This window comes from Brevundimonas vesicularis (assembly GCF_032067225.1).
Taxonomy (GTDB): Bacteria; Pseudomonadota; Alphaproteobacteria; order Caulobacterales; family Caulobacteraceae; genus Brevundimonas; species Brevundimonas vesicularis_F.
This window is the reverse complement of the sequence record NZ_DAMBJX010000012.1, coordinates 23,904-48,972: the sequence shown is the minus strand read 5'-3', so window position 1 is coordinate 48,972 and position 25,069 is coordinate 23,904. Positions and strand designations below refer to the sequence as shown.

The 25,069-nt window shown below is 67.3% G+C and carries 22 protein-coding genes; 10 read left to right on the top strand and 12 right to left on the bottom strand.

Features of this window, described 5'->3' with window-relative positions:
* The first annotated feature begins 26 nt into the window (after positions 1-26).
* The 3 genes from RT123_RS04795 (at position 27) to RT123_RS04785 (ending at position 1,594) form a co-directional block, all read left to right on the top strand.
* Positions 27-383, top strand: coding sequence for a chromosomal replication initiator DnaA (locus RT123_RS04795; protein WP_313008132.1), 357 nt, complete (start codon positions 27-29; stop codon positions 381-383).
* A complete protein-coding gene (locus tag RT123_RS04790; RefSeq protein ID WP_313008131.1) occupies positions 380-1,090 on the top strand; it encodes a DUF6456 domain-containing protein in 711 nt (236 codons plus the stop codon). Before RT123_RS04795 ends, RT123_RS04790 begins: the two co-directional genes overlap by 4 nt.
* A gap of 96 nt (positions 1,091-1,186) precedes the next feature.
* Complete coding sequence (locus RT123_RS04785) at positions 1,187-1,594, top strand: hypothetical protein (RefSeq protein WP_313008129.1); 408 nt, start codon at positions 1,187-1,189, stop codon at positions 1,592-1,594.
* Positions 1,595-1,735: 141 nt separating this feature from the next.
* Here the strand turns inward: RT123_RS04785 and RT123_RS04780 are convergent, their stop codons facing one another.
* Positions 1,736-2,404 carry a hypothetical protein gene (locus RT123_RS04780; RefSeq protein WP_313008128.1) on the bottom strand — a complete coding sequence of 223 codons (669 nt, stop codon included), beginning with the start codon at positions 2,402-2,404 and terminating at the stop codon, positions 1,736-1,738.
* Positions 2,405-2,466: 62 nt separating this feature from the next.
* The gene (locus RT123_RS04775; RefSeq protein WP_313008127.1) at positions 2,467-2,904 is read right to left on the bottom strand and encodes a SufE family protein; all 438 of its coding nucleotides are present in this window, start codon (positions 2,902-2,904) and stop codon (positions 2,467-2,469) included.
* A 164-nt stretch (positions 2,905-3,068) separates the two neighbouring features.
* Between RT123_RS04775 and RT123_RS04770 the strand changes: the two genes are divergently transcribed.
* The gene (locus RT123_RS04770) at positions 3,069-4,772 is read left to right on the top strand and encodes a HAMP domain-containing sensor histidine kinase (RefSeq protein WP_313008126.1); all 1,704 of its coding nucleotides are present in this window, start codon (positions 3,069-3,071) and stop codon (positions 4,770-4,772) included.
* Between the two features lie 116 nt (positions 4,773-4,888).
* Entirely contained in the window at positions 4,889-5,575 is a 687-nt protein-coding gene (locus RT123_RS04765) for a hypothetical protein (RefSeq protein WP_313008125.1), read from the top strand.
* Between the two features lie 19 nt (positions 5,576-5,594).
* On the opposite strand, the gene RT123_RS04760 is transcribed toward RT123_RS04765, so the two are convergent.
* Positions 5,595-6,455: a hypothetical protein gene (locus tag RT123_RS04760; protein WP_313008124.1), complete on the bottom strand. Its 861-nt coding sequence runs from the start codon at positions 6,453-6,455 to the stop codon at positions 5,595-5,597.
* 55 nt (positions 6,456-6,510) lie between these two features.
* Between RT123_RS04760 and RT123_RS04755 the strand changes: the two genes are divergently transcribed.
* Complete coding sequence (locus RT123_RS04755) at positions 6,511-6,840, top strand: DUF1491 family protein (protein ID WP_313008123.1); 330 nt, start codon at positions 6,511-6,513, stop codon at positions 6,838-6,840.
* Between the two features lie 26 nt (positions 6,841-6,866).
* On the opposite strand, the gene RT123_RS04750 is transcribed toward RT123_RS04755, so the two are convergent.
* Positions 6,867-7,271 (bottom strand): helix-turn-helix domain-containing protein, encoded by a 405-nt coding sequence (locus RT123_RS04750; protein WP_313008122.1) that lies wholly within the window; start codon positions 7,269-7,271, stop codon positions 6,867-6,869.
* 109 nt (positions 7,272-7,380) lie between these two features.
* On the opposite strand from RT123_RS04750, the gene RT123_RS04745 reads away from it, so the two are divergent.
* Positions 7,381-8,133, top strand: a complete 753-nt coding sequence (locus RT123_RS04745; RefSeq protein WP_292076269.1) for an SDR family oxidoreductase — start codon at positions 7,381-7,383, stop codon at positions 8,131-8,133.
* Positions 8,134-8,191: 58 nt separating this feature from the next.
* Here RT123_RS04745 and lepA read toward each other — a convergent pair whose 3' ends face one another.
* Entirely contained in the window at positions 8,192-10,000 is a 1,809-nt protein-coding gene (gene lepA / locus RT123_RS04740; protein ID WP_055754055.1) for a translation elongation factor 4, read from the bottom strand.
* Between the two features lie 169 nt (positions 10,001-10,169).
* Here lepA and RT123_RS04735 point away from each other — a divergent pair, with 169 nt between their 5' ends.
* A complete protein-coding gene (locus RT123_RS04735) occupies positions 10,170-11,321 on the top strand; it encodes an efflux RND transporter periplasmic adaptor subunit (protein WP_313008121.1) in 1,152 nt (383 codons plus the stop codon).
* A 10-nt stretch (positions 11,322-11,331) separates the two neighbouring features.
* Positions 11,332-14,535 carry an efflux RND transporter permease subunit gene (locus tag RT123_RS04730; protein ID WP_313008120.1) on the top strand — a complete coding sequence of 1,068 codons (3,204 nt, stop codon included), beginning with the start codon at positions 11,332-11,334 and terminating at the stop codon, positions 14,533-14,535.
* 79 nt (positions 14,536-14,614) lie between these two features.
* Here the strand turns inward: RT123_RS04730 and RT123_RS04725 are convergent, their stop codons facing one another.
* From RT123_RS04725 to RT123_RS04700, 6 genes are all read right to left on the bottom strand, one after another.
* Positions 14,615-15,598, bottom strand: coding sequence for a histidine kinase dimerization/phosphoacceptor domain -containing protein (locus tag RT123_RS04725; RefSeq protein WP_313008119.1), 984 nt, complete (start codon positions 15,596-15,598; stop codon positions 14,615-14,617).
* Positions 15,599-15,824: 226 nt separating this feature from the next.
* Positions 15,825-18,464 (bottom strand): TonB-dependent receptor, encoded by a 2,640-nt coding sequence (locus tag RT123_RS04720; RefSeq protein ID WP_313008118.1) that lies wholly within the window; start codon positions 18,462-18,464, stop codon positions 15,825-15,827.
* Positions 18,465-18,667: 203 nt separating this feature from the next.
* Entirely contained in the window at positions 18,668-19,912 is a 1,245-nt protein-coding gene (gene nhaA / locus RT123_RS04715; protein WP_271042648.1) for a Na+/H+ antiporter NhaA, read from the bottom strand.
* 164 nt (positions 19,913-20,076) lie between these two features.
* Complete coding sequence (locus tag RT123_RS04710) at positions 20,077-20,400, bottom strand: YnfA family protein (protein WP_313008116.1); 324 nt, start codon at positions 20,398-20,400, stop codon at positions 20,077-20,079.
* Positions 20,397-21,188, bottom strand: a complete 792-nt coding sequence (locus RT123_RS04705) for an RNA methyltransferase (RefSeq protein ID WP_313008115.1) — start codon at positions 21,186-21,188, stop codon at positions 20,397-20,399. The genes RT123_RS04710 and RT123_RS04705 overlap by 4 nt, the downstream gene beginning before the upstream one ends.
* A 5-nt stretch (positions 21,189-21,193) precedes the next feature.
* A complete protein-coding gene (locus RT123_RS04700) occupies positions 21,194-22,213 on the bottom strand; it encodes a S1/P1 Nuclease (RefSeq protein ID WP_313008114.1) in 1,020 nt (339 codons plus the stop codon).
* 215 nt (positions 22,214-22,428) lie between these two features.
* On the opposite strand from RT123_RS04700, the gene RT123_RS04695 reads away from it, so the two are divergent.
* The gene (locus RT123_RS04695) at positions 22,429-23,049 is read left to right on the top strand and encodes a DUF4168 domain-containing protein (protein WP_313008113.1); all 621 of its coding nucleotides are present in this window, start codon (positions 22,429-22,431) and stop codon (positions 23,047-23,049) included.
* Positions 23,050-23,052: 3 nt separating this feature from the next.
* Here the strand turns inward: RT123_RS04695 and RT123_RS04690 are convergent, their stop codons facing one another.
* The gene (locus RT123_RS04690) at positions 23,053-24,915 is read right to left on the bottom strand and encodes a monovalent cation:proton antiporter-2 (CPA2) family protein (protein WP_313008112.1); all 1,863 of its coding nucleotides are present in this window, start codon (positions 24,913-24,915) and stop codon (positions 23,053-23,055) included.
* Positions 24,916-25,069 lie beyond the last annotated feature (154 nt).

Genomic DNA, 25,069 nt, shown 5'->3' with positions numbered 1-25,069 from the left:
CGGAGTTCGAGAGAGGGAGGCGTTTCGTGTTGGAGGAATACAGGGTGCCGGTCACCGAGGAGGACCGGGTCAAGGCAGGGCTGGCTGTCCACCTGATCGCGGCGCGCACCGGGGCGCGGCCGTCGCAGATGATCGGCGGGGGCCGGATGAACCCGCGCACCGCCCGTCCCCGCTGGCTGGCCATGTATCTGTCGCACGTCGCCTTCGGCTGGACGCTGGAACGGGTCAGCCATGTCTTCGGCGTCAACCGCGCCAGCGTCGGGACCGCCTGCCGCTGGGTCGAGGACGAGCGCGAGCGGCGCAATATCGACGACCTGCTGAACGAACTGGAGACCTGCATCCAGGGCCTTTATCGGACCCCGCAACTGGACCTGGTCCAATGAGCCGGCTGCTGGAACGCGCGCGCGGCCTGGTGGCCAAGCCCGGCGCCTGGCTGTCGGCCGAGGGCGGCGCCTATGCGCTGAGGCTGTCGCCGGATCGCCGCAGCCGCGTCAGTCTGACCCTGACGGAGACCGAGTTCCGAGCCCTGATCGACCAGCCCGGTCTGCGCGCCCGGCCCGGCGGCGGCTGGACCGCGCGCACGACGGCCGACGAAGCGGCGCTCCCTCCTCCCGGCCGCCCCGGTTTCGTTGCGGGCGAGCGCGACCTGATGCAGGCGGACGGCCGCATGGTCCGGGCGCGCGCCAATCTGGGCGAAAGCCCCATCGCCTGGCTGGCGCGGCGCAAGGACGCGTCTGGCCGTCCCTGGCTGACCTCGGCCGAGGCCGCCGCCGGCGAACGACTGCGTCGCGAGGCCGAAATGGCGCTGAAAGGCCCGTCCGTCACCATGCGCTGGGACGCCGTGCCCCACAGCGGATCGGGAACCTCGACACGGGTGGAGCCGACCGACCGCGCCCTGTCCGCCGCCCGCCGCGTCGAACAGGCGCTGACCGCCGTCGGGCCGCGCCTTCGCCCCATCCTGACCCGCATCTGCATCCATGGCGACAGCCTGCAACTGGCGGAAACCGGCCTGGGCCTACGCCGTCGCCAGGGCAAGACCGTCCTGAAACAGGCGCTGCAGGCCCTGGCGGATCACTATGGGATCGGGTGAAGTTTTGATGCGCTATCGGATGTGACGAAAGCCTGCTGTGGGTGGGAAGCGGAGATGCCCAAGCGACTTTGCTGCGCAGGCAGATATTCTGAGCGTATGATGGAGACCAACCTTCAAGAGCCACCTGCAATAATCGAGCTGCGCAGAGATGCAGAAGCGATTGCGCGGCTGAGGCTCTACGGTGATGACTGTGCAATGATAGGCTGGACCGGCGACTACAGGAGCAATTCGCCAGTAGTCGCATTTCTGGCGAAGTCTGAGGCTTCGAATACCAGCACCATCAAAGCCGTGGAAATCTTACTGGAGCAAACAAGCGAAGCAATCTACCATTGGAGTGTGGAATTTCTCAAACAAGACACGATGAAGCTTGCCGAGTTTCTCTCGACCACCTGTCCAGACCTGGCCCAGCGCTTTCCAAATATCCTCGTTGCGGATGGCGATGAGCCAGAAACGCCCCAACAGTTTCACGCGAAGTTGCTCAGCTTCGTAATCAGAGTGTCCTAGCGACAGGTCCGCATCACAGAAGTTGGGCACGCATGTCTGCAATGGGTCGAAAGCCGAAGCAGCCATCGCGCCGGGCAACGGACCTTCGCTTACATTCTGCGCGCTGATAATCGCACCCCCACTAGACCCTGTCTTGTCCGCTCAGATCAGGGCGATGGGGATCAGGATGGCCAGGAGGTAGATCAGCGCCCGGATCAGGGCCAGCACGGCGATGACGGCGCCGCGCGCCTTTGACACGTTCAGCCGCCGGGCGAACCAGCGGGACTGCACGACGACGAACCAGGCCGTGCCGCCGATCATGATCGCCGCGCCGATCGCATTGGGCAGTTCGGGCCGTTGAAAGATGGTCCCGCCCGCCGAGACGAAGGCGGCGCAGACGGCGGCGAGATAGGATTGCGCATAGAAGGGCGCGCGCAGGGTTTCGCGGCTGATGCGTTTCTTCTCGTGGCGCAGCAGGGTGACGGCGGCGACCAGCGGGATCAGGCTGAAGGCCAGCGAGCGAAACAGGACCAGGTTCTGCTGGGACGCATAGACCATCCGGCTGAGGTCGGTCGCCTCGGGCGGCGGCGGCACATGCAGCGCCATTGACAGCAGATTGGTCAGGACGATGGTGGCCAAGAGGAACAGCGGCGGGCTGAGCGCGTCGTCGTAGCGACGCTCCTCGCTGTCGCTTTGCTCGCGGTCCGAATAGTCCATCGCCGCCAGCGGCCCGCGCAGGATGCGCCACAGGGTCAGGGGATAAAAGACCAGCCAGCTAACCGCCTCAAAGAGAAACTCCTCGAAACTGCGCAGGATCTTCAGCAGGTCCATTCGCGCCCCCCGGTTACGACCCCGAGATCGTGGGTCGCCGGGCCGGCGGTTGCAACCCCCGCCTACTGCACCGCCAGCGCCGCCTCGCGGATGCGGCCGACCATGCTGTTCAGGCCATTGGCGCGCTGGCGCGTCAGGGCCGAGGGCAGGCCCAGCCGATCGAGCGCCGCGCGGGCGTCGAAGGCGACGATCTCCTGCGGCGTGCGGCCGGAATAGAGTTTCAGCAGCAGGGCGATATTGCCCTTGGACAGGGCGCTGTCGCTGTCGGCGGCGAACCACAGCCGCCCGTCGTCCTGCGTCGTCGCCAGCCAGACCTGGGCGGCACAGCCCGGCACCTTGTTCGCCTCGATGCGGTCGGCCTCGTCCAGCGGGGCCAGCCCCTTGCCCAGTTCGATGACGTATTCGATCCGTTGCTCCCAATCGCCCAGCAGGTCGAAATCCTCGGCTAGTTCGGCCAGGGTATCGTCCAGGGTGTCGGTCGGCGGCGTGCGGTCGGTCATGCGCCGCCAGATAGGCCGCGCGGCCGTTAACGACAACCGGCCGTTTTGTCCCCCGATATTCATGGTGAACGCCGCAATGGGGTTCGCCTCAGGGGGGAGCAGCCTCGCACCGACTCAGCCGCAGCCCTAGTCTGGGCGCAGACGAAAACCATGGCCCGCCCTTCTTGAAACCCGACGCCCACGCCAGATACGAGGACGACCCGACGCACGACGCGGCGTTGGGCGCTCCGCTGGTCGCCTTATGGCATGCGATCTGGGCGGTGGCTGTGGCCCTGACGGCGTTGGCGGCCCAGATGATGGACGGGCTGAAGGACGCGCCGCTGGCCGCCCTGCTGCTGATGGCCTTCCCCGGCGTGTTCGGCGTCGTGCTGATGGTGCGCGACAGCGTGGGGCTGAGGCTGGCCGTCATGGGCGGCTGGATCCTGGCCGCCACCGCCTCGGCCGGCCTGACCGGCGGCGTGACCGGCGCCCTGCCCGGCCTGATCCTGACGCCGCTGGCGGCGGGGATCGCCCTAGATCACGGCGTGCATCACGCTCGCGTCGGCGCCGATCGCCTGACCCGGATGGGCGCCTTTGCGGTGGCCCTGCCGCTGCTGGCGGGGCTGATCTCGACCTGGCTGAACGGGGCGGAGGCGCAAGGCCCCTTGCTGGCCGCCGTCTCGGGCCTGCTGGCCATGGGCGCGATCATCGCCGCCATGCGCCTGACCTGGAGCGCGCGCCAGCGTCGTCTGGCCGAAGCCGAGGATGAGGCCGCCCGGATCGCCGCTCTGCTGGACGATCAGCCGGCCCTGACCCTGCTGCTCGATCCGTCGGGCCGCGCGGTCGCGACTTGGGGCACGCCGCCGCCCGCCCTGTCGGTGCTGGCCCTGACCGAACAGGGCCTGATCTCGGCCGTGCATGCGCCAGACCGCCCGGCCGTGTCCGCGGCCCTGGCTCGCGCCCTGTCGGGCCAGTCGGTCGAGGTCCAGTTCACCCCGCGCATCGCCCTGGACCGCCGGGTCGTCATGATCCTGGGCCCGTTCCAGCACGAGACGGACCGCCCGCGCCTGATCGCCCAGGCGTTCGACGGCACGGCCCAGTTTGCCCGCGAGCTGGGGCTGGAAACCGCCCGCGTCGAGGCCGAGGCCCAGTCCGCCGGCAAGACCCGCTTCCTGGCCAATATGAGCCACGAGCTGCGCACCCCCCTGAACGCCGTGATCGGCTTTGCGGACATCATGCGCCAGAAGCTGTTCGGCCCCCTGACCGAACGCTACGCCGGTTATGCCGACGCCATCCACCAAGCGGGCGGACACCTGCTGGACCTGATCAACGACGTCCTGGACCTGTCCAAGATCGAGGCCGAGCGCTACCAGCTGGCGATGGAGACGTTCGACGCCCGCGACGCCGTGTCCGCCGCCGTCGCCCTGGTCCGGCTACAGGCCGACGACAAGGGAGTCGAGCTAGCCGCCGTCCTGCCGTCAGAGCCAATCAAGGTCCGCGCCGACGCCCGCGCCCTGAAGCAGATGGCGCTGAACCTGCTGTCCAATGCGGTCAAGTTCACCCCGGCCGGCGGATCCGTCACCATCACCCTGGACGCCGACGGACCGGACTTGGATCTGGCCGTCTCCGACACCGGCGTCGGCATCGCGCCGCAGGATCTGCAACGCCTGGGCCGCCCCTTCGAACAGGCCGGCGGCGCCGATCAGAAGGCGCAAGGGACCGGCCTGGGCCTGTCCCTGGTCCGCAGCCTGACCGAACTGCACGGCGGCCGCATGACCATCGACAGCACCCTCGGCGAAGGCGCGGCGGTGATGATCCGGTTGCCGGTGATGGTGGCGACGGCAAGCGAGACGGCCACCGAGGCGACGCCGGTCACCGTCGAGGCTTGATACTTGGTAGAAATTGAGCTGCGGGGTATTGGCTTAGATACGCCCTTGACGAGCCTAGTTAGTGCCACTTGGTATCAGGACTCGAAAGCGTCAGTCTGACGTCGAGGGGGCACCTGATGTCTGAAAAGAACGACGCGCTCGTTTATGGCTTCAAACCTGACGCCTGGGAGCGCTTGCCAGAATGGCTCCAGACCTTCGTCACGGAGTCCAATGAGCGCAATGCGCATGCGCACCATAGCGCCCATCGTCACGCATCGCAGACGCTTCAAGATCAAGCATGGAAAGCCAGCGACTTTGTCTTGAAGACATTGGTGACTGTCCAAGGCGGTTCGCTGGTCGCAATCTTAGCGTTTCTGGGCTCGCTCACTCAGCGCCGATCACAGTTAGATGTTGCTCCCCTCCTCGCCTCACTTGGCGGTCTAGGACTGGGCCTGCTGTTCGCAATAGCCGCAGCATTCTGCGCTTATTTCGTTGCAGTGTATTACGCAGCCGGACACGACCGTCGGGAAACGTCCTTTTCCTACCCGTTTGTTCAAACGACCCCAGAAGGCGAAGCACACGATAGAATTGGCGAAACTTTTCGCTTGTGGGGCATCGGGTTTGCAGTCGCGAGCTTGGTTTCAGCAGTTATCGGTATTGCAGCATTTGGCCTTTTCACAGTTAAGGCGCTGACTGCCCCGGAGCGGGTCGCACATACGTCTCCGATGGAGACGGTATCGGCGCCTCAGATCGCAGAAAAGCCCGCCGTCCGAGAGGATGCGCGAGCGCTGAATCCGGAAGCAAGCAGACCCAAAGATCGCTAAGGGCGAACGCCTGCCGAACCTAAACCTGCCCCATCGCCAGGAAGGCCCGGCCCGCTGCGAAGTCGCCGGCCTCGAAGGTGGAGCGGGCGATGCTGCCGTCGCGGAACAGGAACTCGACGGTGAAGACCTCGCGCGGGTCCAGGGCCGACAGGGCGTCGGCGGCGGCTGCGGGGAACAGCCAGGCCTGACCGGCCGGACGGCCTTCGGGCAACAGCATCGGTTCGGCGCTGGTCACGCCGGCGGCCCAGAAGGCGCGGCGTTGCGCGGCGGGCGGCAGGTCGTGCGACAGCCACGGACGCGGCGCCACCGTGTGGTCGCGCATCACCACCCGCACCCCGGTCGGCCGCGAGCGCCCCTGCCAGGACACGACGGCGGCCAGTTGATCGGGCCGGTCCATGCCGCCCACTACGCCGAACCGCACGGGCGAGGCGCCGGTCACGGTCGCCTGCATCAGCCGCCAGGTTGGGCGCGCATAGGCCGCGCGGTCCGCGCTCCACTTTCGGCGATCGCCGGGAAACTCCATCCGCGTCGTGCGCGACCAGCCGGAAAAGGCGGTCTGGACCCGGCCCTGAACCGTCTTTAGATCGGTCGAGCCGCACGCCGTCGTGTTCGCGCGCGCCCGCGCCCGCTGGGCCGTCTCGGCCAGCTGCCGGTCGTTGGATCCCGCCCGCAGGGCCGCGCCCCGCGCCTGCCAGGCGGCGGCCGTCAGGGCGGCGGTCAGTTGCGGCTCGAACAGGCCGCAGCGGTCGTTGGCGGCCAGCACGAAGCTGCGCTCATAGAAGCGGTCCTGCGGCGCGGCGAAGGCTGCGGCGGGCGTCGCGGCGATCAGCACGGCCGACAGGAAACCTCTGGCTTGCCGGGGGAAAAGGCCTATCCTCATGCCCCGACCCTAGCGCGCCAGGGTTGGGGTTCCGTGTTCGAGCAGGGTTAGCGAATTGCTTCTTTCCAGCGACCTGTGGGTCAGCGCCCTGATCCGCCGCGCCCAGATCGAGGGCGCCTATGCGACCGTGGTCAAAAAGGGCGACGCCCGCGCCGGCTCGGTCATCGTCAAGGCCTACGACACCTCCACCCGCACCGCCCGCCTGTTCACCGAAGCCTTCGGAACCGACGGCGACCGCCTGTGGATCCAGCCCGTCACCTCCGACAGCGAAAGCGAGCTGGACGTCTATATCGCCCGCCAGCGCGGGTATGACCCGGACCTGTGGGTGGTCGAGATCGAGGACAAGCAGGGGCGGCACTTCATTACGGAAAAGGTGCAGGCTTGATTCCCGGCGCTCTGATTTGATCGGGATTATTTATCTCGTCCATCAAACGCCGCGCGCGCCGCCTCGATGCGGTCGATGTTTTTTTCGGCCCACACCCAGACGCCGCAGAAGGCTTCGGCCAGGGTGAAGCCCAGGTCGGTCAGGCGGTATTCGACCTTGGGCGGGATGATGGGGTGGACGGTGCGGATCACCAGGCCGTCGCGCTCCATCTGGCGCAGGGTCTGGGTCAGCATCTTCTGGCTGATGCCCCCGACCAGTTCGCCGACGCGGGTGAAACGGGTCTCGCCGTGCTCGGCCAGAACTTCCAGGATCAGCATGGTCCATTTGTCGGCGACGCGGCCGATCACGTCGTTGACCAAGGCCTCCACGCGTGGATCGGCGACCTCGCCGGTCTCGGGATGAGCAATTCTTGCGGGCGGAAGCTCCGTCATAGCCATTTCTTTCTGGACGGTAAGTAGGGCAGTTCCGAGTGCCTACTTTCGATTAGAGAGTGATCGCCATACCTCGCTTTCATCGCTGACGCATCCCGAGGAGACGATCATGAACATCACCGGCAACACCATACTGATCACCGGCGGCGGCACGGGCATCGGCCGCGCCCTCGCCGAGGCGCTGCACGCGCGCGCCAATCAGATCATCATCACCGGCCGTCGCGAAGGCGTGCTGAAAAAGACGGCGGCCGCCAATCCCGGCATGGCCTGGGCGACGCTGGACATGGAGGACGCCGCGGCCGTCGCCGACTTCGGCGCCCAAGTCGTCAAGGACCACCCCGCCCTGAATGTCGTCATTCTGAACGCCGGCATCATGAAGGCAGAGGACTTGAAGGCCCAGCCGTTCGACCTAGCCGCCGTGGAGACGATCATCGCCACCAATCTGTTGGGGCCGATCCGCCTGACTGCCGCTCTGCTGCCGCATCTGACGGCCCAGCCAAAGGCGACGGTGATGACGGTGACGTCGGGCCTGGCCTTCGTCCCGCTGACGGCGACGCCGACATACAATGCGACCAAGGCGGCGTTGCATTCGTGGAGCCAATCCCTGCGGCATCAACTGGCGGACACCGCGGTCGAGGTGCTGGAACTGGCCCCGCCCGGCGTCGCCACCGACATAATGCCAGGCCATGCGGAAAACCCCGCCTCCATGCCGCTGGCCGACTATACGGCCGAGGTCATCGGCCTGATCGAACGCGGCGAGACCCCGCGCGGCGAAATCCTGGTCGAGCGGGTCAAGCCGCTGCGGTTTGCGGAAGCGAATGGCTACGACGCGGTGTTCGAGCAGTTGAACGGCGCGCACTGAGGCCGCGCACCAAGACCTCTCCCTTCCCCCGGCGGGGACGGAGAGGTCCAGCGCGGGATCAATCCTCGTCCATCTTCAGCGCGGCGATGAAGGCTTCCTGCGGGATTTCGACCTTGCCGAACTGGCGCATGCGCTTCTTGCCGGCCTTCTGCTTTTCCAGCAGCTTCTTCTTGCGGGTGGCGTCGCCGCCGTAGCATTTCGAGGTCACGTCCTTACGCAGGGCGCGCACGGTCTCGCGGGCGATGATCTTGCCGCCGATGGCTGCCTGGATCGGGATCTGGAACAGGTGGGGCGGGATCAGTTCCTTCATCTTCTCAACCATGCCCCGGCCGCGCGTCTCGGCGCGGGCGCGGTGGACCAGCATGGACAGGGCGTCGACCGGCTCGGCGTTGACCAGGATGGACATCTTCACCAGGTCGCCGACCTTGTATTCGGTGATCTCGTAGTCGAACGAGGCGTAACCCTTCGAGATCGACTTCAGCCGGTCGTAGAAGTCGAACACCACCTCGTTCAGCGGCAACTCATAGACCACCATGGCGCGGTTGCCGACGTAGGACAGTTCGATCTGCTGGCCGCGACGGTCCTGGCACAGCTTGATGACGCCGCCCAGGTATTCGTCCGGGGTCAGGATGGTGGCCTTGATCCAAGGCTCGGCGATCGTCTCGATCTGCATCACGTCGGGCAAGTCGGCCGGGTTGTGCAGGTCCATTTCGGAGCCGTCGCGCAGGCCGATCTTGTAGACGACGGACGGCGCCGTGGCGATCAGGTCGAGGTTGAACTCGCGGCTCAGGCGCTCCTGGATGATTTCCAGGTGCAGCAAACCCAGGAAGCCGCAGCGGAAGCCAAAGCCCAGCGCCGCCGAGCTTTCCATCTCATAGGTGAAGGAGGCGTCGTTCAGACGCAGTTTGCCGATCGCGGCGCGCAGGTCCTCGAAGTCGGCGGCGTCCACCGGGAACAGGCCGCAGAAGACGACCGACTGGACTTCCTTGAACCCCTTCAGCGGCTCGGCGGTCGGCTTCTTCTCATCGGTGATGGTGTCGCCGACGGCGGCGTGGGCCACTTCCTTGATCTGGGCGGTGATGAAGCCGACCTCGCCGGGACCAAGCTGGTCGACCGGGGTGTTCTTGGGCAGGAAGACGCCGACGCGGTCGATCAGGTGGGTCGAGCCATTGCGCATCATCTTGACCCGCATGCCGGTCTTCAGCACGCCGTCGAAGACGCGCACCAGCACGACGACGCCGAGGTAAGGATCGTACCAAGCATCGACCAGCATGGCCTTCAGCGGGGCGTTCACATCGCCCTTGGGCGCCGGCAGCTTGGTGACGATGGCCTCCAGCACCTCCTCGATGCCGATGCCGGACTTGGCGCTGGCCAGGACGGCTTCGGAGGCGTCGATGCCGATCACGTCCTCGATCTGGGCGCGCACGCGATCTGGCTCGGCGGCCGGCAGATCGACCTTGTTCAGGACCGGCACGATCTCGTGGTTGTTGTCGATGGCCTGATAGACATTGGCCAGGGTCTGGGCCTCGACCCCTTGCGAGGCGTCCACGACCAGCAGCGAGCCTTCGCAGGCGGCCAGGGACCGGCTGACCTCATAGGCGAAGTCCACGTGGCCCGGCGTGTCCATCAGGTTCAGGATATAGTCCTGCCCGTCCTTGGCCCGATAGGTCAGGCGCACGGTCTGGGCCTTGATGGTGATGCCCCGTTCCTTCTCGATCTCCATATTGTCGAGCACCTGCTCGGACATCTCGCGCGCGGTCAGGCCGCCGGTGTGCTGGATCAGGCGGTCGGACAGGGTCGACTTGCCATGGTCGATGTGCGCGACCACGCTGAAGTTGCGAATGTTCGAGATCGGGGGAGTCGTCATCCGCGCGCCCCTATCACGCGCGGGCGCCGGGGACCAGACGCGGCACGATCCGCAGCCAGCACGGCCGCGTATTACAGCTTGGCAATGATGGCGTTTGTCTTTGAGCGCGGCCCTTGGACGCTATAAGGGAAACAGCCATCGCCTGATCGCTCTTCAAGGACGTTTTTCCGTGCTCCAGACGACCCGACCCACACTTCTGGCCGGTGCGGCCGTTCTGGCCGTCCTGCTGCTGGCCGGCTGCGGCGGCGGAGACGACAAGAAGGCCGACGGCAAGGAGGCGGCCGGCGCGCGCCAGACCGTGACCGCCGCGACCGTGACCCAGATCAACCTGGCCCGCACCGTCAACGCCTCGGGCTCCGTCTCCGCCTGGGAAGAGGTGCCGGTGGCGGCCGAGACCGGCGGGCTGACCGCCGTCGCCGTCTATGTGGACGAAGGCTCCTACGTGCGTCAGGGCCAGCCGCTGGTGCAGATGAACGACGTCCTGCTGCGCGCCCAGCTGCGCCAGCAGCAGGCCCAGGTGCAACTGGCCGAGGCCAATGTGGCGCGCGACAACGCCGCGCTTGATCGCGCGCAGCAGCTGAAGGAACGCGGCTTCCTCAGCCAGGCGTCGCTGGACACGGCCCTGGCGAACCAGCGCAGCTCGAACGCCAATCTGGCCGCCGCCCGCGCGGCCCTCAGCCAGACCCAGACGCAGCTGTCGCAGGCGACCATCCGCGCGCCCGTCAGCGGCCTGATCATCAGCCGCAGCGTCACCAAGGGTCAGATCATCGCCGCCGGGACCGAGCTGTTCCGCATGGTGCGCGACGGCCGGCTGGAGCTGGACGCCCAGGTGCCGGAAACCGAACTGTCCCTGGTCCGTGCCGGACAGTCCGCGATCGTGACCTCCAGCGAGGCCGGCCAGACCACCGGCTCGGTCCGCATCGTCACGCCCGAGGTCAATGCGCAGACCCGCCTGGGCCTGGCTCGCATTTCCCTGGCGCCCGGCGCCCAGCTGCGGCCCGGCATGTTCGCCCGCGCCGAGATCGCCGTCGGCGATCAGCCCGCCCTGGTCGTGCCGTCCTCGGCGGTCGTCTATCGCGAGGCCAAGGCCGGCGTCTATGTCGTGGGTCAGGGCGATGTCGTCCGCTTCGTCCCGGTCACGACCGGCGTTCGCAGCGGCGACCGCGTCGCGGTCACGGGAGTCCAGGCCGGTCAGCGCGTCGTGGTCCAGGGCGCAGGCTTCCTGGGCGAAGGCGACCATGTGACGGTGGCCCCGGCGACCGCGGCGCCCCAGCCGGCGACGCCCGCCGCCCCTGCACCCGCCGCTGCAGCCGCGCGCTAGGATCGGACCGATGGGCTTTCAGAACATCTCGTCCTGGTCGATCAGGAACCCGATTCCCATCGTCCTGCTGTTCGTCGTCCTGACGATCGCGGGGACGATGAGCTATTTCAAGCTCAGGACGAACAACTTCCCCGACGTGGATCTGCCGGTCGTCGCCGTCACGGTGGTTCAGGCCGGCGCCGCCCCGACCGAGATGGAGACCCAGGTCACCCGCCTGGTCGAGGATGCGGTGGCGGGCCTGGGGTCGGTCAAGCACATCACCTCGGTCGTCAACGAGGGGGTGTCCACCACCTCGATCGAATTCCAGCTGGGCGTGAACCTGGAGAAGGTCACCAACGACGTCCGCAACGCCGTCAGCGGCATCCGACAGAACTTGCCCGCCGACGTGCAGGAACCGATCGTCCAGCGCATCGAGTTCACCGCAATCCCCTTCGCCAACTATGTGGTGCGGGCGCCGGGCATGAGCCCCGAGGAGCTGAGCTGGTTCGTGGACAACACGGTGGCCAAACGCCTGTTGTCGGTGCGCGGCGTCAGCCAGATCAGCCGTGACGGCGGCGTCAGCCGTGAAATCCGCATCAAGCTGGACCCCGCGCGGCTCGCCGCTTCGGGCGTGACGGCGGCCCAGGTGTCGAACCAGCTGCGCGCCTCCAACATCAACCTGCCGGGCGGCCGCGGCGAGATCGCGGGCGAGGAGCAGGCTATCCGCACCGTCGGGTCGGCCAAATCGGTCGAACAGCTGCGCGAGACCCTGATCCCCATCGGCAGCCGCAGCGTGCGGCTGGGCGACCTGGGCCAGATCACCGACGAATGGTCCGAGCCGCGCGGCCGCGCCCGCTTCAACGGTCAGGAAGTCGTCGGCTTCGGCGTCTCGCGCGCCATCGGTTCGTCCGAGGTGGACGTCTATGACCGCGTCAAGGCCGAGATCGAGAAGCTGGACCAGGAGCGCGGCGACGTCGCTATCGAGGAGGTGGCCAACACCACCGAGGACGTCGTCAACAACTTCCACGCCTCGGTCGAGACCCTGGTGCTGGGCGCTCTTCTGGCGATCGCGGTCGTCTTCATCTTCCTGCGGGACTGGCGCGCGACCCTGATCGCGGCGGTGGCCATGCCGCTGTCGCTGATCCCGACCTTCTGGGTGATGGACCTGACGAACCAGTCGCTGAACGTCGTGACGCTGCTGGCCCTGTCGCTGACCATCGGCATCCTGGTCGATGACGCCATCGTGGAGATCGAGAACATCGTCCGCCACATCCGCGACGGCAAGGCCCCCTACCCCGCCGCCATCGAGGCGGCCGACGAAATCGGCCTGGCGGTCATGGCGACGACGGCAACCCTGATTGCGGTGTTCGCCCCCACCGGCTTCATGCCCGGCGTCGTGGGTCAGTTCTTCAAGAGCTTCGCCATCGCCACCTGCGTCAGCGTTCTGTTCTCGCTGCTCGTGGCGCGAACCCTGACGCCCCTGATGGGCGCCTATCTGCTGAAGCGCGACCAGGGCAAGGAGCACAAGGAGCCCTTCTGGATGGGGCCCTATCTGAGGGCCCTGAACTGGGCGCTGGGCGACGACTGGCGCAAGCGCCGGGCCGACCACCATCCGCGCGCCAGCTGGTTCCGCCGCAAGGTCGCGGACCGGATGTTCGATCACCGGCTATGGGTGCTGGGGATGGGGATCCTGTTCTTCTTCCTGTCGATCTTCATGGCGACCAAGCTGCCGGGCGAGTTCATACCGGTCGAGGACATCTCGCGCTCCACCGTGACGGTGCAGTTGCCGCCGGGCGCGACCCTGGCGGAGACGGATTCGGCCGTGCAGCGCATCAACCGCGAGCTGATGAAACGGCCCGAGGTCGCGTCGGTCTATTCGTCCGTCGGTTCGGCGACGACCAGCTTCGGCCCCGGCGGCGGTGGATCGGCCGGCGAGGTGCGCAGCGCCAACCTGACCGTCAATCTGGTCGGGCGCTGGGATCGCAAGCTGAACCAGCAGGAGTTCGAGCGCGACATGGGACCGGTGCTGCGCCAGATCCCCGGCGCGCGGATTCAGTTCGGCGCCTCGGGCGGCGGCGGCGGGTCCAGCCTTCTGACCATCGCCCTGGTCGGGGACGAAGCGAACGTGCTTGAGCCCGCGGCCGCCAAGGTCGAGCGCGAGATGCGCAGCATTCCCGGCCTGTCCAATGTGGTGTCCTCGGCCTCGCTCGTGCGCCCGGAAATCCTGGTCACGCCGCGCGCCGACGTCGCCGCCCTGCAAGGGGTGTCGACCCAGGACATCAGCCAGGTGGCGCGCGTCGCCACCCTGGGCGACGCCGATCAGCTTTTGCCCAAGTTCAACCTGGGCGACCGTCAGGTGCCGATCCGGGTCATGCTGACGGAACAGGCGCGCTCGGATCTGGGCGTGCTGGAGAACCTTCAGGTGCCGACGGCGTCGGGCGCGACGGTGCCCCTGTCGGCGGTGGCGGACATCACCTTCGGCGCAGGCCCCAACCAGATCAATCGTCTGGACCGACTGCGCGTGGCCAACATCACCGCCGAACTGACCGGCCTGACCCTGAGCCAAGGCACGCAGGCGGTGAACGCCCTGCCCGCCATCAAGTCCCTGCCGCAGGGCGTCAGCCAGAAGCCGTCGGGCGACGCCGAAAGCTTCCAGGAACTGGGCATGGGCTTCGCCTTCGCCATCGTGACCGGCATTCTGCTGATGTATGTCGTGCTGGTCCTGCTGTTCAAAAGCTTCTTCCACCCGATCACGATCCTGGCGGCGCTTCCCGTGTCGTTCGGCGGCGCCTTCTTCCTGCTGCTGGTGACGGGCAAGTCGCTGTCCATGCCGGCCCTGATCGGCATCATCATGCTGACCGGGATCGCGGCGAAGAACTCCATCCTGCTGGTCGACTACGCCATCTTGGCGATGGAGAAGGGGATGGGCCGACACGACGCCCTGATGGACGCCGCCCACAAGCGGGCGCGGCCGATCATCATGACGACGATGGCGATGGGGCTGGGGATGCTGCCGATCGCGGCGGCGTTCGGCGAAGGCACCGCCTTCCGCTCGCCCATGGCCATCGCGGTCATCGGGGGGCTGATTACCTCGACCGCCCTGTCGCTGCTGTTCGTGCCGGTGGTGTTCAGCCTGATCGACGGGGTCAAGCGCCGCCTGGAAGGCCGACTGGACAAGATGTTCCACGGCCAGCACGGGCACGAGGAGCCCGCGGCGGAGGATCGTCCAGCCTGACGCGCCCACGGCTGAAACGACCAAGGCCCGGCGGAGCGATCCGACCGGGCCTTTTTTGGACGCTGTGTAGCCTAGCAGTCTATGGCGTTGCTGAGGCACTGGGCCAGCACAGCCGCGCCAATGCGCCGGGGCTTGCAGGCCGCAGCGACCACTGTCCGCCGAGCTGTCGCGCCAGGGCCGTGGTAATCCGAAGACCCAGGCTCGTCGGTTCGCCGCTCACCGCTTCAGTAACCCCCACGCCGTCGTCGGCGACCGTCAGCGTGCGAACCGCCCCGTCGTCGCACAGATCGATCGTGATCCGGCCTGGCCGGTCGGGAAAGGCGTGCTCCAGCGCGTTGTTGACGCACTCCAGCATGATCAGGACCACGGGCGTGGCCTCCTCGGCCGACAGAACCACGTCGCCGCTGGAGATGGAGACAATCACGTCGTCACGCGCGGCCGCCGTCAGCGCATCGTCGACGATCGATCGCGCCAAATCCTGAAAAGCGGTGTTCTTCTGGTCTGCGTCGGCCAGACTGCGCTGGATGCGGGCCACCAGACCCGTGCGGGACGAGGCGTCGGCCAAAGCCTTTCTGGCGCCTGGGTCGGCGGCGGCGCGCGCCTCCAGGCTCAACAAGGCGCTGACCACCTGAATATTGTTCGACACCCGGTGCTGCACTTCTCTGAGCAGAATGTCGCGGCTTTCCGCGAGCGCAGCGTTGCGCTCGACTTCGCGCGCCAACTTTCCTGACGCCTTGTCCATGCCGACGATGAAGAAGATGTCGACGGCGACGACGAAGGCATAGAAGCCGATGGCGACGAAGGTCGCGACGCTGAGGTCGAACCCAGCCGGGCCGATCCAGAACCACCAGGCCGACAACCCCGACAGGGTCGCTGTCAGGACCGCCGGGCGCAGGCCCGCATAGAAGGCGACCAGCACGACGGCCGGAAAAAAGGTCAGATAGGGAAAGCCCGGCGGAAACCAGTGCGCCAGGCCATAGCGAATGGCGAAGGCGACCAGCCAGGCGGCTATTGCGAAGGCATAACCGCGCCAGACGGGCGTTCGAAACTTCTGATGACGCATTCGCTTCCTCAATGGACGCAATGCGTCGACAAAGCCTTGTATCGGGCAGTGGAACGTCCGCGTCCAGCATGGCTTGACGAGGGAAACCGGTCGATCGGCGAGAAGTCGATAAGGAGAGCCTGCTGTGACAACGCGAGGTCGCACCCGCCCAGGGGCTTGATTGCACAGAAAAGGGCCGGCCGGTCTCCCGGTCGGCCCTTGGTCGGTCAGCCTCGAAGGCCGGCGATCAGTATTTGACCTTCAGCGTCACGCCGTAAGTGCGCGGGGCGCCGAGGTAGGCGTTGTAGGTCGCCGTGTCGGTGGCCTGGTTGTAGAAGGTGCCGTTGGCTTGCGGCGTCGTGGTGTTGGTGAAGGCCGTACCCTGCAGCGGCGCGGCGAAGCCGACCTGGGTGTATTCTTCTTCCAGCAGGTTCTGGCCCCAGACCTCCAGCGTCCAGCGCTCATCCGCCGAACCGATCGAGACCCGGCCGTTGACGACGGTGAAGGCGTCCTGGTTCTTGTACGGCAGTAGGTCCGAGCCGGTGTTGTATTCGGTCGAATATTTGGCCGACAGGTTGAAGCCGCCGCGCAGGCCGCCGCCCAGTTCGCGGTCGAACGCCAGGGCGCCGGTCAGCGACCATTCCGGAGCGAAGGACGCACGCGCGCCCGGCAGCAGCGACAGCTGCGGGAAGCGGCCGGGGCTGGACAGGTCGCCGGCGCCGAACTGGCCGTATTTGGCGTCGGTGTAGGTCACGCCGCCCTGGAAGCTCAGGCCCTCGACCGGGGTGAACCAGACCATATCGGCGTCGACGCCGCGCGAGGTCAGTTCCGGGATCGATTCGACCACGAAGGCGGTGCCCAGGAAGGTGTTCAGCTGGAAGTTCTCGAACTTCTGATCGAAGTAGGTGACGTTCAGCAGCATGGTGCGGTCGAACAGGGTCGTCTTGACGCCCGCTTCATAGCTGTCGACGGTCTCGGCCTTGAAGAACAGCGAGGCATCCGGCGTCACGCCCGTTTGCACCCGGTCCATATTGTAGCCCGCGCCCTTGTAGCCGCGCGCGTACGAGCCATAGACCATGATCGACGGATTGAAGCGGTAGGACGCCTTGATCGTGCCCGACAGGTCGGTGTCGCTGAACTTCTCCTGGATCCGGCGACCATCATACAGCGGGTTGGACCAAGGCAGGCACAGCAGGCCGAGCGCAGCGGCCGGCGTGGCGACGTTGGCGGTGCCGGGGATCGGCGACACGGTGCGGTTGGCCGGGTTCTGATTGGCCAGGGCGCCGCCGCAGGCCGCGCCGTTGGTGCCCAGGTTGTCCTGAATCCCGAACAGACGCTTGCTGTCGTAGGTGTAGCGCAGACCCAGATTGATATCGAAGGCCTCGGTCACCCGATAGGTGTTGTTGGTGAACACGGCGACCGATTCCGACTTTTGGGAATAGTGGTCTTCATAGGCCTTGCCGACGCCGAAGGTCGGGGCGGCGGCGCTGGGCGGCACCGCGCCGATCACGCACAGCGGCTGGCCCGCGGCCGCGCCGGCGGTGCCGACCAGGAAGCCGTTTGGATTGGTGAAGCAGCCCAGGCGCGAGGGGCTGGGGCCGCCCACGGCCGCCGGCAGCGAGGCCGTCAGCAGCAGGGAGGCGAAGGCGTTGTAGTCCGAGCCATAGACATAGCTGTCGTCGCGATAGACGCCTTCCTTGGTGGCGAACAGACCGACCAGCCAGTCCAGCTTGTCCGAGGTGCCGGCCAGGCGGAACTCTTGCGTCAGGTTGTCGACGCCGTAGCCGTTCGACCCGTCGTTGGCGCGGTACAGGATGTCGGCGCCGGTGTAGTCCAGGTCCATCCCTTGCTGGAACGACCAGTCGCGCCACGAGGTCTGCGACGTCAGGGTGGCGTTGATGCTGGGGAAGTCGATGGTCGCTTCCGCCGACAGACCCATGTCCTCGATCTCTTGCGGCGTCTCGCGGTTGGAATAGGCCAGGCGCGAGAAAGGCACCGTGCCGAAGCCGGCGACCGGCGGACGCTGGCCTGGGCCGTTCGGCGCCGTCAGCGCGGCGATGAAGGCCTGGGTCGGGCCGACGCGCGTCTGCACGGCGACGCAGCAGTATTCCTCGCGCTTGGTGTAGTCGGCGATCAGGCGCACCGAGACGTCGTCGCTGGGCAGGATCAGCAGCTGACCACGCGTGGTCCAGTAGTCCTGGGTCTGGTCGTCCTTGCGGGTGTTGGGTCCGTCGCCGTTGTTGACGTCGTAGAAGCCGTCACGCTCGCGGTGAGCGACGAACAGGCGGCCGGCGATCTGGTCGGTCAGGCCGCCGGTGACGGAAACCGAACCGCCGATGGCGCCGAAGTTGCCGCCGGTCAGTTCGCCCGCGATCGAGGGATCGAACGAGGGGCGCTCGGTGATGATGTTGATGACGCCGGCCGAGGTGTTCTTGCCGAACAGGGTGCCTTGCGGGCCCTTCAGGACCTCGATGCGGCTCAGTTCGCCCAGGTCGCCGAAGCCGACCGAGTTGCGCGAGCGATAGACGCCGTCGATCACGACGCCGACCGAGCTTTCCAGGCCGGGGTTGTCGCCGACGGTGCCGGCGCCGCGGATGCGAACGGTGGTCGAGGCTTCCGACTGGGTCGAGGTGACGGTCATGCCCGGCGTCAGGATCTGCAGATCCTTGATGTCCTGCACGCCCGCGCCGTCCAGGATTTCCTGCGACAGGGTCGTGACCACGATCGGCACGTCCTGCAGGCTCTGCTCACGCTTCTGGGCGGTGACGATGATGTCGTCGACGGTCGCCGGGGCTTCCTGCGCGGCGGCGGCGCCGGCGAATCCCATGACAGCGGCGCCCATGACGGCGGCGGACACAGTGGTCCTGAGTTGAAGATTGCGGCGCATAGGCGTCCTCCCGGCTGAAGCCGCGACGCCAGTGGCGATCGCAGCGTTTCCTGTTCCCTCGACGTCCCCTACGTGGGGGATCATTCGTTAGGGACAGGCTAAGCGCGGTTCGGGCCGACCGACAAGCGAGCGTTGTTCGCCGCGACGATTTTTCGCCGCGGATTCGCCTTTGTGTGTCAGGGAAGCGACAGAAAACGCTGACGCTAGGTCAGTTTTTGCCCGTCTTTTGGTCCCAGAGGCTCGACCTCAGGGTGCAGGGCGGCGGGATCCACCTGGCGGGCCCGACCGGCGAAACCCAGCACCAGGGCCGCCGCGATCGCCGACAGGATCGAGCCGCCGATAACGCCCAGTTTGACCTCGACCTGCTCGGGCGAATCGACCGCGCCAGGGAAGGCCAGGACGCCGATGAACAGGCTCATGGTGAAGCCAACCCCGCACAGCAGGGAGACGCCATAGACTTGCAGCCAGCTGGCGCCCGTCGGCCGCGCGCCGATCCTCAGCGCCGAGGCCAGCCAGGCGGCGCCCAGGACGCCGATCTGCTTGCCGAAGAACAGGCCCAAGGCGATGGCGATGACCAGGGGCGCGAACGCCTGCTCCATCGACAGGCCGGCGAAGGAGACGCCCGCCTTTGCGAAGGCGAACAGCGGCAGGACCAAAAAGGCGTTCCACGGATGCAGATCGTGCATCGCCTCCTTCAGCGGGCTCTGACCGTCTTCGGCGCGCCCCTTGATCGGCACGATCATGGCGAAGGCCACGGCGGTCAGGGAGGTGCTGAGGCCCGACAGCACGGTCAGATACCAGACCAGGGCGAACCCCAGCACCCAGAAGGGCGCGGGGATGCGGATGCGGTGCGCCGCGACCGCGCCGACAGCCAGAGCGCCCAGCGCCCAGAACAGCGGCGTCCAGTTCGCGCCCTCGCTGAACAGCACGGCGATCAGGGCGATGGCGCCGAGGTCGTCGACGATGGCCAGGGTCAGCAGGAAGACCCGCAACGACGAGGGCAAGCCCTTGCCGACAAAGCCGAAGATGGCCAGCGCAAAGGCGATGTCGGTCGCCAGCGGAATGGGCCAGCCCGCATGGGGCGCCCCGATGGCGCCGGAGAGCAGCAGATAGACCGCCGCCGGCCCCGCCATGCCGCCGAGCGCCGCCAGCACCGGCGTCGCCAGCTTCTTCGGGTCGCTGAGTTCGCCACGCACGATCTCGTATTTGATCTCAAGCCCCACGACGAGGAAGAAGATCGCCATCAGACCTTCCTTGATCCAGTCGGAGATCGTCTCCTCCAGCCGGATCGGGCCGATCTGCAAGACGTGGTAGCTCTTCAGCCAGGCGAAATAATCGGCCGACCAGGGCGAGTTGGCGATCGCCACGGCGGCAATGGCGGCCAGCGCCAGCGCCGAGCCGGATGCGGCCTCGGTCTTGAGGAAATCAAGTGTCAGTTTGCGCGCCACGGCGGCCTCCAATCGAACGGAAGTTTCGTCGTGACGCCAGGTTATCGACGGGCGTCGGACCGGATTCGCAAACCAAACTCGGCGCGCCGGCCTGGCCGCACTGGGCGACCTGATGGCTGGGGCCAGAATAGAGGATCAGGGCGGCCAAGCCAAGCCGAAGCAGGTTAGCCGCGCGGGCCGAGCAGAATGAGCCCGGCGCCGACCAGGCAGACAAGGCCGCCCAGGATGTCCCAGCGATCCGGCGGGGTCTTCTCGACCAGCGCCATCCAGATGAGGGAGGCGCAGATATAGACGCCGCCGTAAGCCGCGAAGGCGCGGCCCGCCGCGTCGCTGGGGACCAGGGTTAGGAGCCAGGCGAAGGCGATCAGGCAGGCGACGCCGGGCGCCAGCCACAGGGGTGAACGATCCAACTTCAGCCAGGCCCAGAAGGCGAAACAGCCGCCGATCTCCGCCAGGGCCGCCAGCGGATAGATCAGCAGGGTTTTCACTCCGGCTTAGCAGCGTCGGCCTTGGCCGCGCGTTCGGCCGCCAGCTTGGCAAGGACCCGGCCGCGACCGCGCGACAGGGCGTGGATGGCGCCGCGCATGGTGGCGACCTCTTGCTCCGAGAAGGCGGCGCGGCCCAGCATGACGCGCAGGTTCTGGCTCATCGAGCGCTTCTTCTCGGGCGGATAGAAGAAGCCGCCGTTTTCCAGCTCTTCCTCCAGGTGCTCGTACATGCCGATCAGCAGCTCGTTCGACGCCGGCGGTTCGCTGTCGCGGAAGCGCGGCGGCGGGGCGTCCAGGATCAGGGTGCGCCATTCATAGGCGTTGATCGCCACGGCCTGGGCCAGGTTCAGCGAGTGGTGCTTCGGGTCGATCGGAATGGTGACGATGCCGGCGCACAGGGCGATGTCGGTCGTTTCCAGCCCGGCGCGCTCACCGCCGAACAAGAGGCCCGTCTTCATGCCCGAGGCCGTGTCGTCATAGAGGACGCGGCTGGCCTCGCGCGGCGTGCGCACGGGCTGGCGCGTCTCGCGCGGGCGGGCGGTCGTGGCGAAGACGGTGTTCAGGTCGGCGATGGCCTCGGCGACACTGTCGAACACCCGCACCCCGTCCAGCACCCAATCGGCGCCCGAAGCCGTGGCCCAAGCCCGCTCCTGGGGCCAGCCGTCGCGGGGACTGACCAGGCGCAGGTCCGACAAGCCGAAGTTGGCCATCACCCGCGCCACGGCGCCGATGTTCTCGGCCATCTGCGACTTGTCGAGGATGACGGCGGGAGGTGTCAGCTCGGACAACGCAATCAGTCCTCGCCCACCATGGCGATCCAGGGGTCGGTGGTTCCGGCCTCGACCTCGGCGACCTTGACGGCGGGCCAGCCGATGGAGGCGCTGCCGGATGCGGTCCAGGCGGCGACGATGAAGTCGCGCAGTTCGCCGGCGCCCGCGCCAAGACGTTCGTTGACGAAGGCCGCGCCGCGCGGGTCGGCGTCACGGAAGCCGCCGGCCTTTTCCAGGCGATAGAAGGGGATCACCGTGGCCAGGGTCGTGGTCAGATAGGAGACGGTACGCGCCTTGACGTCGAACCCGTCTAGTTTGGCGGCCGGCATGGCGGCCTCGACGGCGTCCAGTCGGGCGACGCGGTTGGTGAACTCGCCCTCGAACACGGCGTGGGTCTGGCGCGAGTTGGTGAAGCCTTCCGGGTTCGGGACGTCGCCCCAGCCGTTGTAGTGAATGCTGGTGTGATGCGGTTGCGAGCCGTCGCCGACGTAGTGGCCCATGACGCCGATGTCGCGCAGGATCAGGGCCTCGCGGCGGATGCGGTCGGCGCGATACCAGGCCTGACGCTCCATATTGGTCTCGCGCTTCTCGGCGGCGTTCAGCACGCGCCAATAGGCGAAGTCGCGGCCCAGCTGCTGCCAGGCGTCCATCATGGCGTAGGGCAGATAGCCGGCGTCGTTGACGTCCAGACCGGCCTTGGTCAGGGCGGCGTCATATTCGGACTTCAGGCGCGGCAGGTCGTGGAGGCTCATGCCGCGCTGGTCGTAGACGCGCCCCTGGTCGTCCAGGTCGACGAAGTGGGCGGTGTCGCGCTCGCGATCGTGCGGCTGGCCGGCGCCCTTCCAGCGGTCGGGCTCGCGCGCCAGTTCGCCCACGTCGGCAATGGCGGCCGGGGTGCGCAGGAAGGCGGGCAGGTCGTCCGGCAGGGCCCGCATCGCCGCCACGCCGATCAGGCGGTGGCCGGTGTTGCCCCAGGCGGTGACGGTGACAGCCGGCGCGGCGACCGCGACGAGGGCCAGGGCGGCGATGGCGAGACGTTTCATGGGCAAACCTCAACAAGGATCACGCCCGTCTAACGCATCCTTGATCGCGCCTCCAGCGTCCAAGGGGTGGTGTGAGGCGCATCGGCGCCTAGGTTATGAAGGCTCCCCCTTCGTCTGTTTCAGGCTCCACGCTCCTGGGGAGCGATGACGTGATTGCGTCGTCGCCGTCGTCGGACGGCCCCTCTAAGTGGACGCCAGACCGAAAGGACATTTCCATGCGCACGCCCCGCATCGCCCTTCTTGCTTCCGTCGCCGTTCTTGCGAGCGCCGCGACCGCTCACGCCCAAGACGCATCAACCACATCGCAGACGCCGACGGCCGCGCCGATGGCCGGCTCGACCACCTTCACCGATGACGAGCTGAAGAAGTTCGACGACGCCATGGCGAAGGTGAGAGCCGTCAGCGACACGCTGAACGGCGCCCAGCCGACGCCGGAACAGCAGGCGCAGATGGCCGCCGCAGTGCAGGATTCGGGGCTGGAGGTGACGCGCTTCAACACCCTGTCCAACGCCGTCGCCGCCGATCCGGCCCTGGCCGCGCGCATTCGAGTGGTGAACGCCACGCCGCCCGCGCCCGGCACGCCGGCCGCCGCCGTGACCGATGACGAACTGAACCGCTTCGTCACCGCCATGACGCAGATCCGCGCCGTCACGGCCGAGGTGCAGAACAACCAGGCGACGCCCGAACAGAGCGCCAGACTGACAGCGGCGGTCGAGACATCCGGCCTGACGACCGAGCGCTTCAACGCCATCTCGCAGCTGGTGTCCGCAACGCCCTATCTTCAGGCCAAGGCGCAACTGGCCGGCGCGCGTCTGGAGAAGGGCGCCAGCCTGTAGAGATCAGGTGTCGGCGGGCTCGCGCCGGGTGTCCGGCGCGGCCGGACCCGCCTCGTCCTCGTTCAGCAGACGGCCTTCGCGACGGGGCTTGATGTAGGGGGCGGGCTGGGGCGTCGGCATATTGCCGCGCATCAGCTGGCGACCGGCCTTGAGCCCGCCGGTCAGCTGCAGGTCCAGACGGGCCTCGTCGCGACGGCGCACGTCGCCGATGGTCTCGGCCGCCAGGGTCTCGTCCAAGCCCAGTTCGACCAAGGCGCGCTCGCCGAACTTGAGCGCCGACTCAAAGGTCTCGCGGATCTGGTAGTCCACGCCGGCCTGGATCAGGCGCATCGAATGCCCTCGGTCGAAGGCGCGGGCCATGATCCGGGTGGTCGGGAACTCCGACTTGACCAGTTCGACGATGCGGTCGGCGGCCTCGGGCTTGTCGACGCAGACCAGGACCATCTCGGCCTCCTCCGCGCCTGACGCGCGCAGGGTGTGCAGCTGGGTGCCGTCGCCGTAGTAGACCTTGAATCCGAACTGGGAGGCGGCTTGGATCATCTCCACGTCGTTCTCGATGATCGACACGTCGACGTCGCGGGCCAGCAGGGGTTGGGACACGACTTGGGCGAAACGGCCGAAGCCGATGATCAGCACCTGGCCGCGCAGGTCCTTGGCGAAGTCCACGCCCTCGGCGCTTTCGGCGTCCTGGACCGGCTTGGGCGACAGCCGTGCAATCAGCAGCGAGGTCAGGGGCGTCAGGGCCATCGACAGGATGACCACCGCCGACATCATCGCCCCGATGCGCGCGTCGAACAGGCCGGCGGCGACGGTGGCGCCGTACAGGACGAAGGCGAACTCGCCGCCTTGCGCGAACAGGCCCGCGCGCTCGACCGCCTCATGGTGCGAGGCCTTGAACAGGCGCGCGACGGCATAGATGCCCACGCCCTTGACCAGCATGAAGGCCACGACCCCGCCCAGCACCAGACGCCAGTCGGCGACGACCACCGACACGTCCAGCGACATGCCGACGCTGAGGAAGAACAGGCCCAAAAGGATGGCGCGGAACGGCTCGACGTCGGCCTCCAGCTGGTGACGGAAGGTCGATTCCGACAGCAGGACCCCGGCCAGGAAAGCGCCCATGGCCATGGACAGGCCGCCCAGGGACATGGCCCAGGCGGCGCCGACCACCACCAGCAGGGCCGCCGCCGTCATCACCTCGCGTCCGCCGTACTGAGCCAGCAGGCGGAAGACCGGATTGACCAGATATTTGCCGGCCAGCAGCACCCCGCCGACCGCCGCGACCGCGAAGCCGACGGTCTGCCAAAGGGGCGGCGCCTGTTCGTTCGCCACGCCCAGCACCGAGGCCAGGACGGCGACGATGGCCAGGAGCGGCACGATGGCCAGGTCTTCGAGCAACAGGATGGAGACCGCCCGCTGGCCCGGCCCGCCCGCGATTTCGCCGCGCTCTTCCAGCATCTGCATGATGACGGCGGTGGACGACAGGACGAAGCCCATGGCGCCGACGAAGGCGACGGGTGCGGAGAAGCCGGCCAGCATCGCGGTCAGAGTCAGGATCAGGCCGCAGAAGAGCACCTGGGCCGCGCCGAGGCCGAAGATTTCCTTGCGCAGTCCCCAAAGCCGTTTGGGCCGCATCTCCAGCCCGATGATGAACAGGAAGATGACCACGCCGAACTCGGCGACGTGCAGGATGGTCTCGGGCTCGCGGAACAGCTTCAGACCGAAGGGACCGATGGCGAGGCCCGCCGCCAGATAGCCAAGCACCGATCCCAAGCCGATGCGCTTGAACACCGGGACGGCGAGCACGCCCGCGGCCAGCAGAGCGGCCGCCGCGCCCAGATCCAGTCCCGTCGTCGCCTCAGCCATCGCATTCCCCCAAGCTTGGCCTCTATTGTGGAGGTCCTGAGCGACGATTGCGAGAGGACACGAAAGACACGCTGAAAGATCATCGTGCGTCGAGGGGGATTTGGCGCCACAGTTTCGCCCCATGACGACCCGCGACTGGCGTCAAGACAACAAC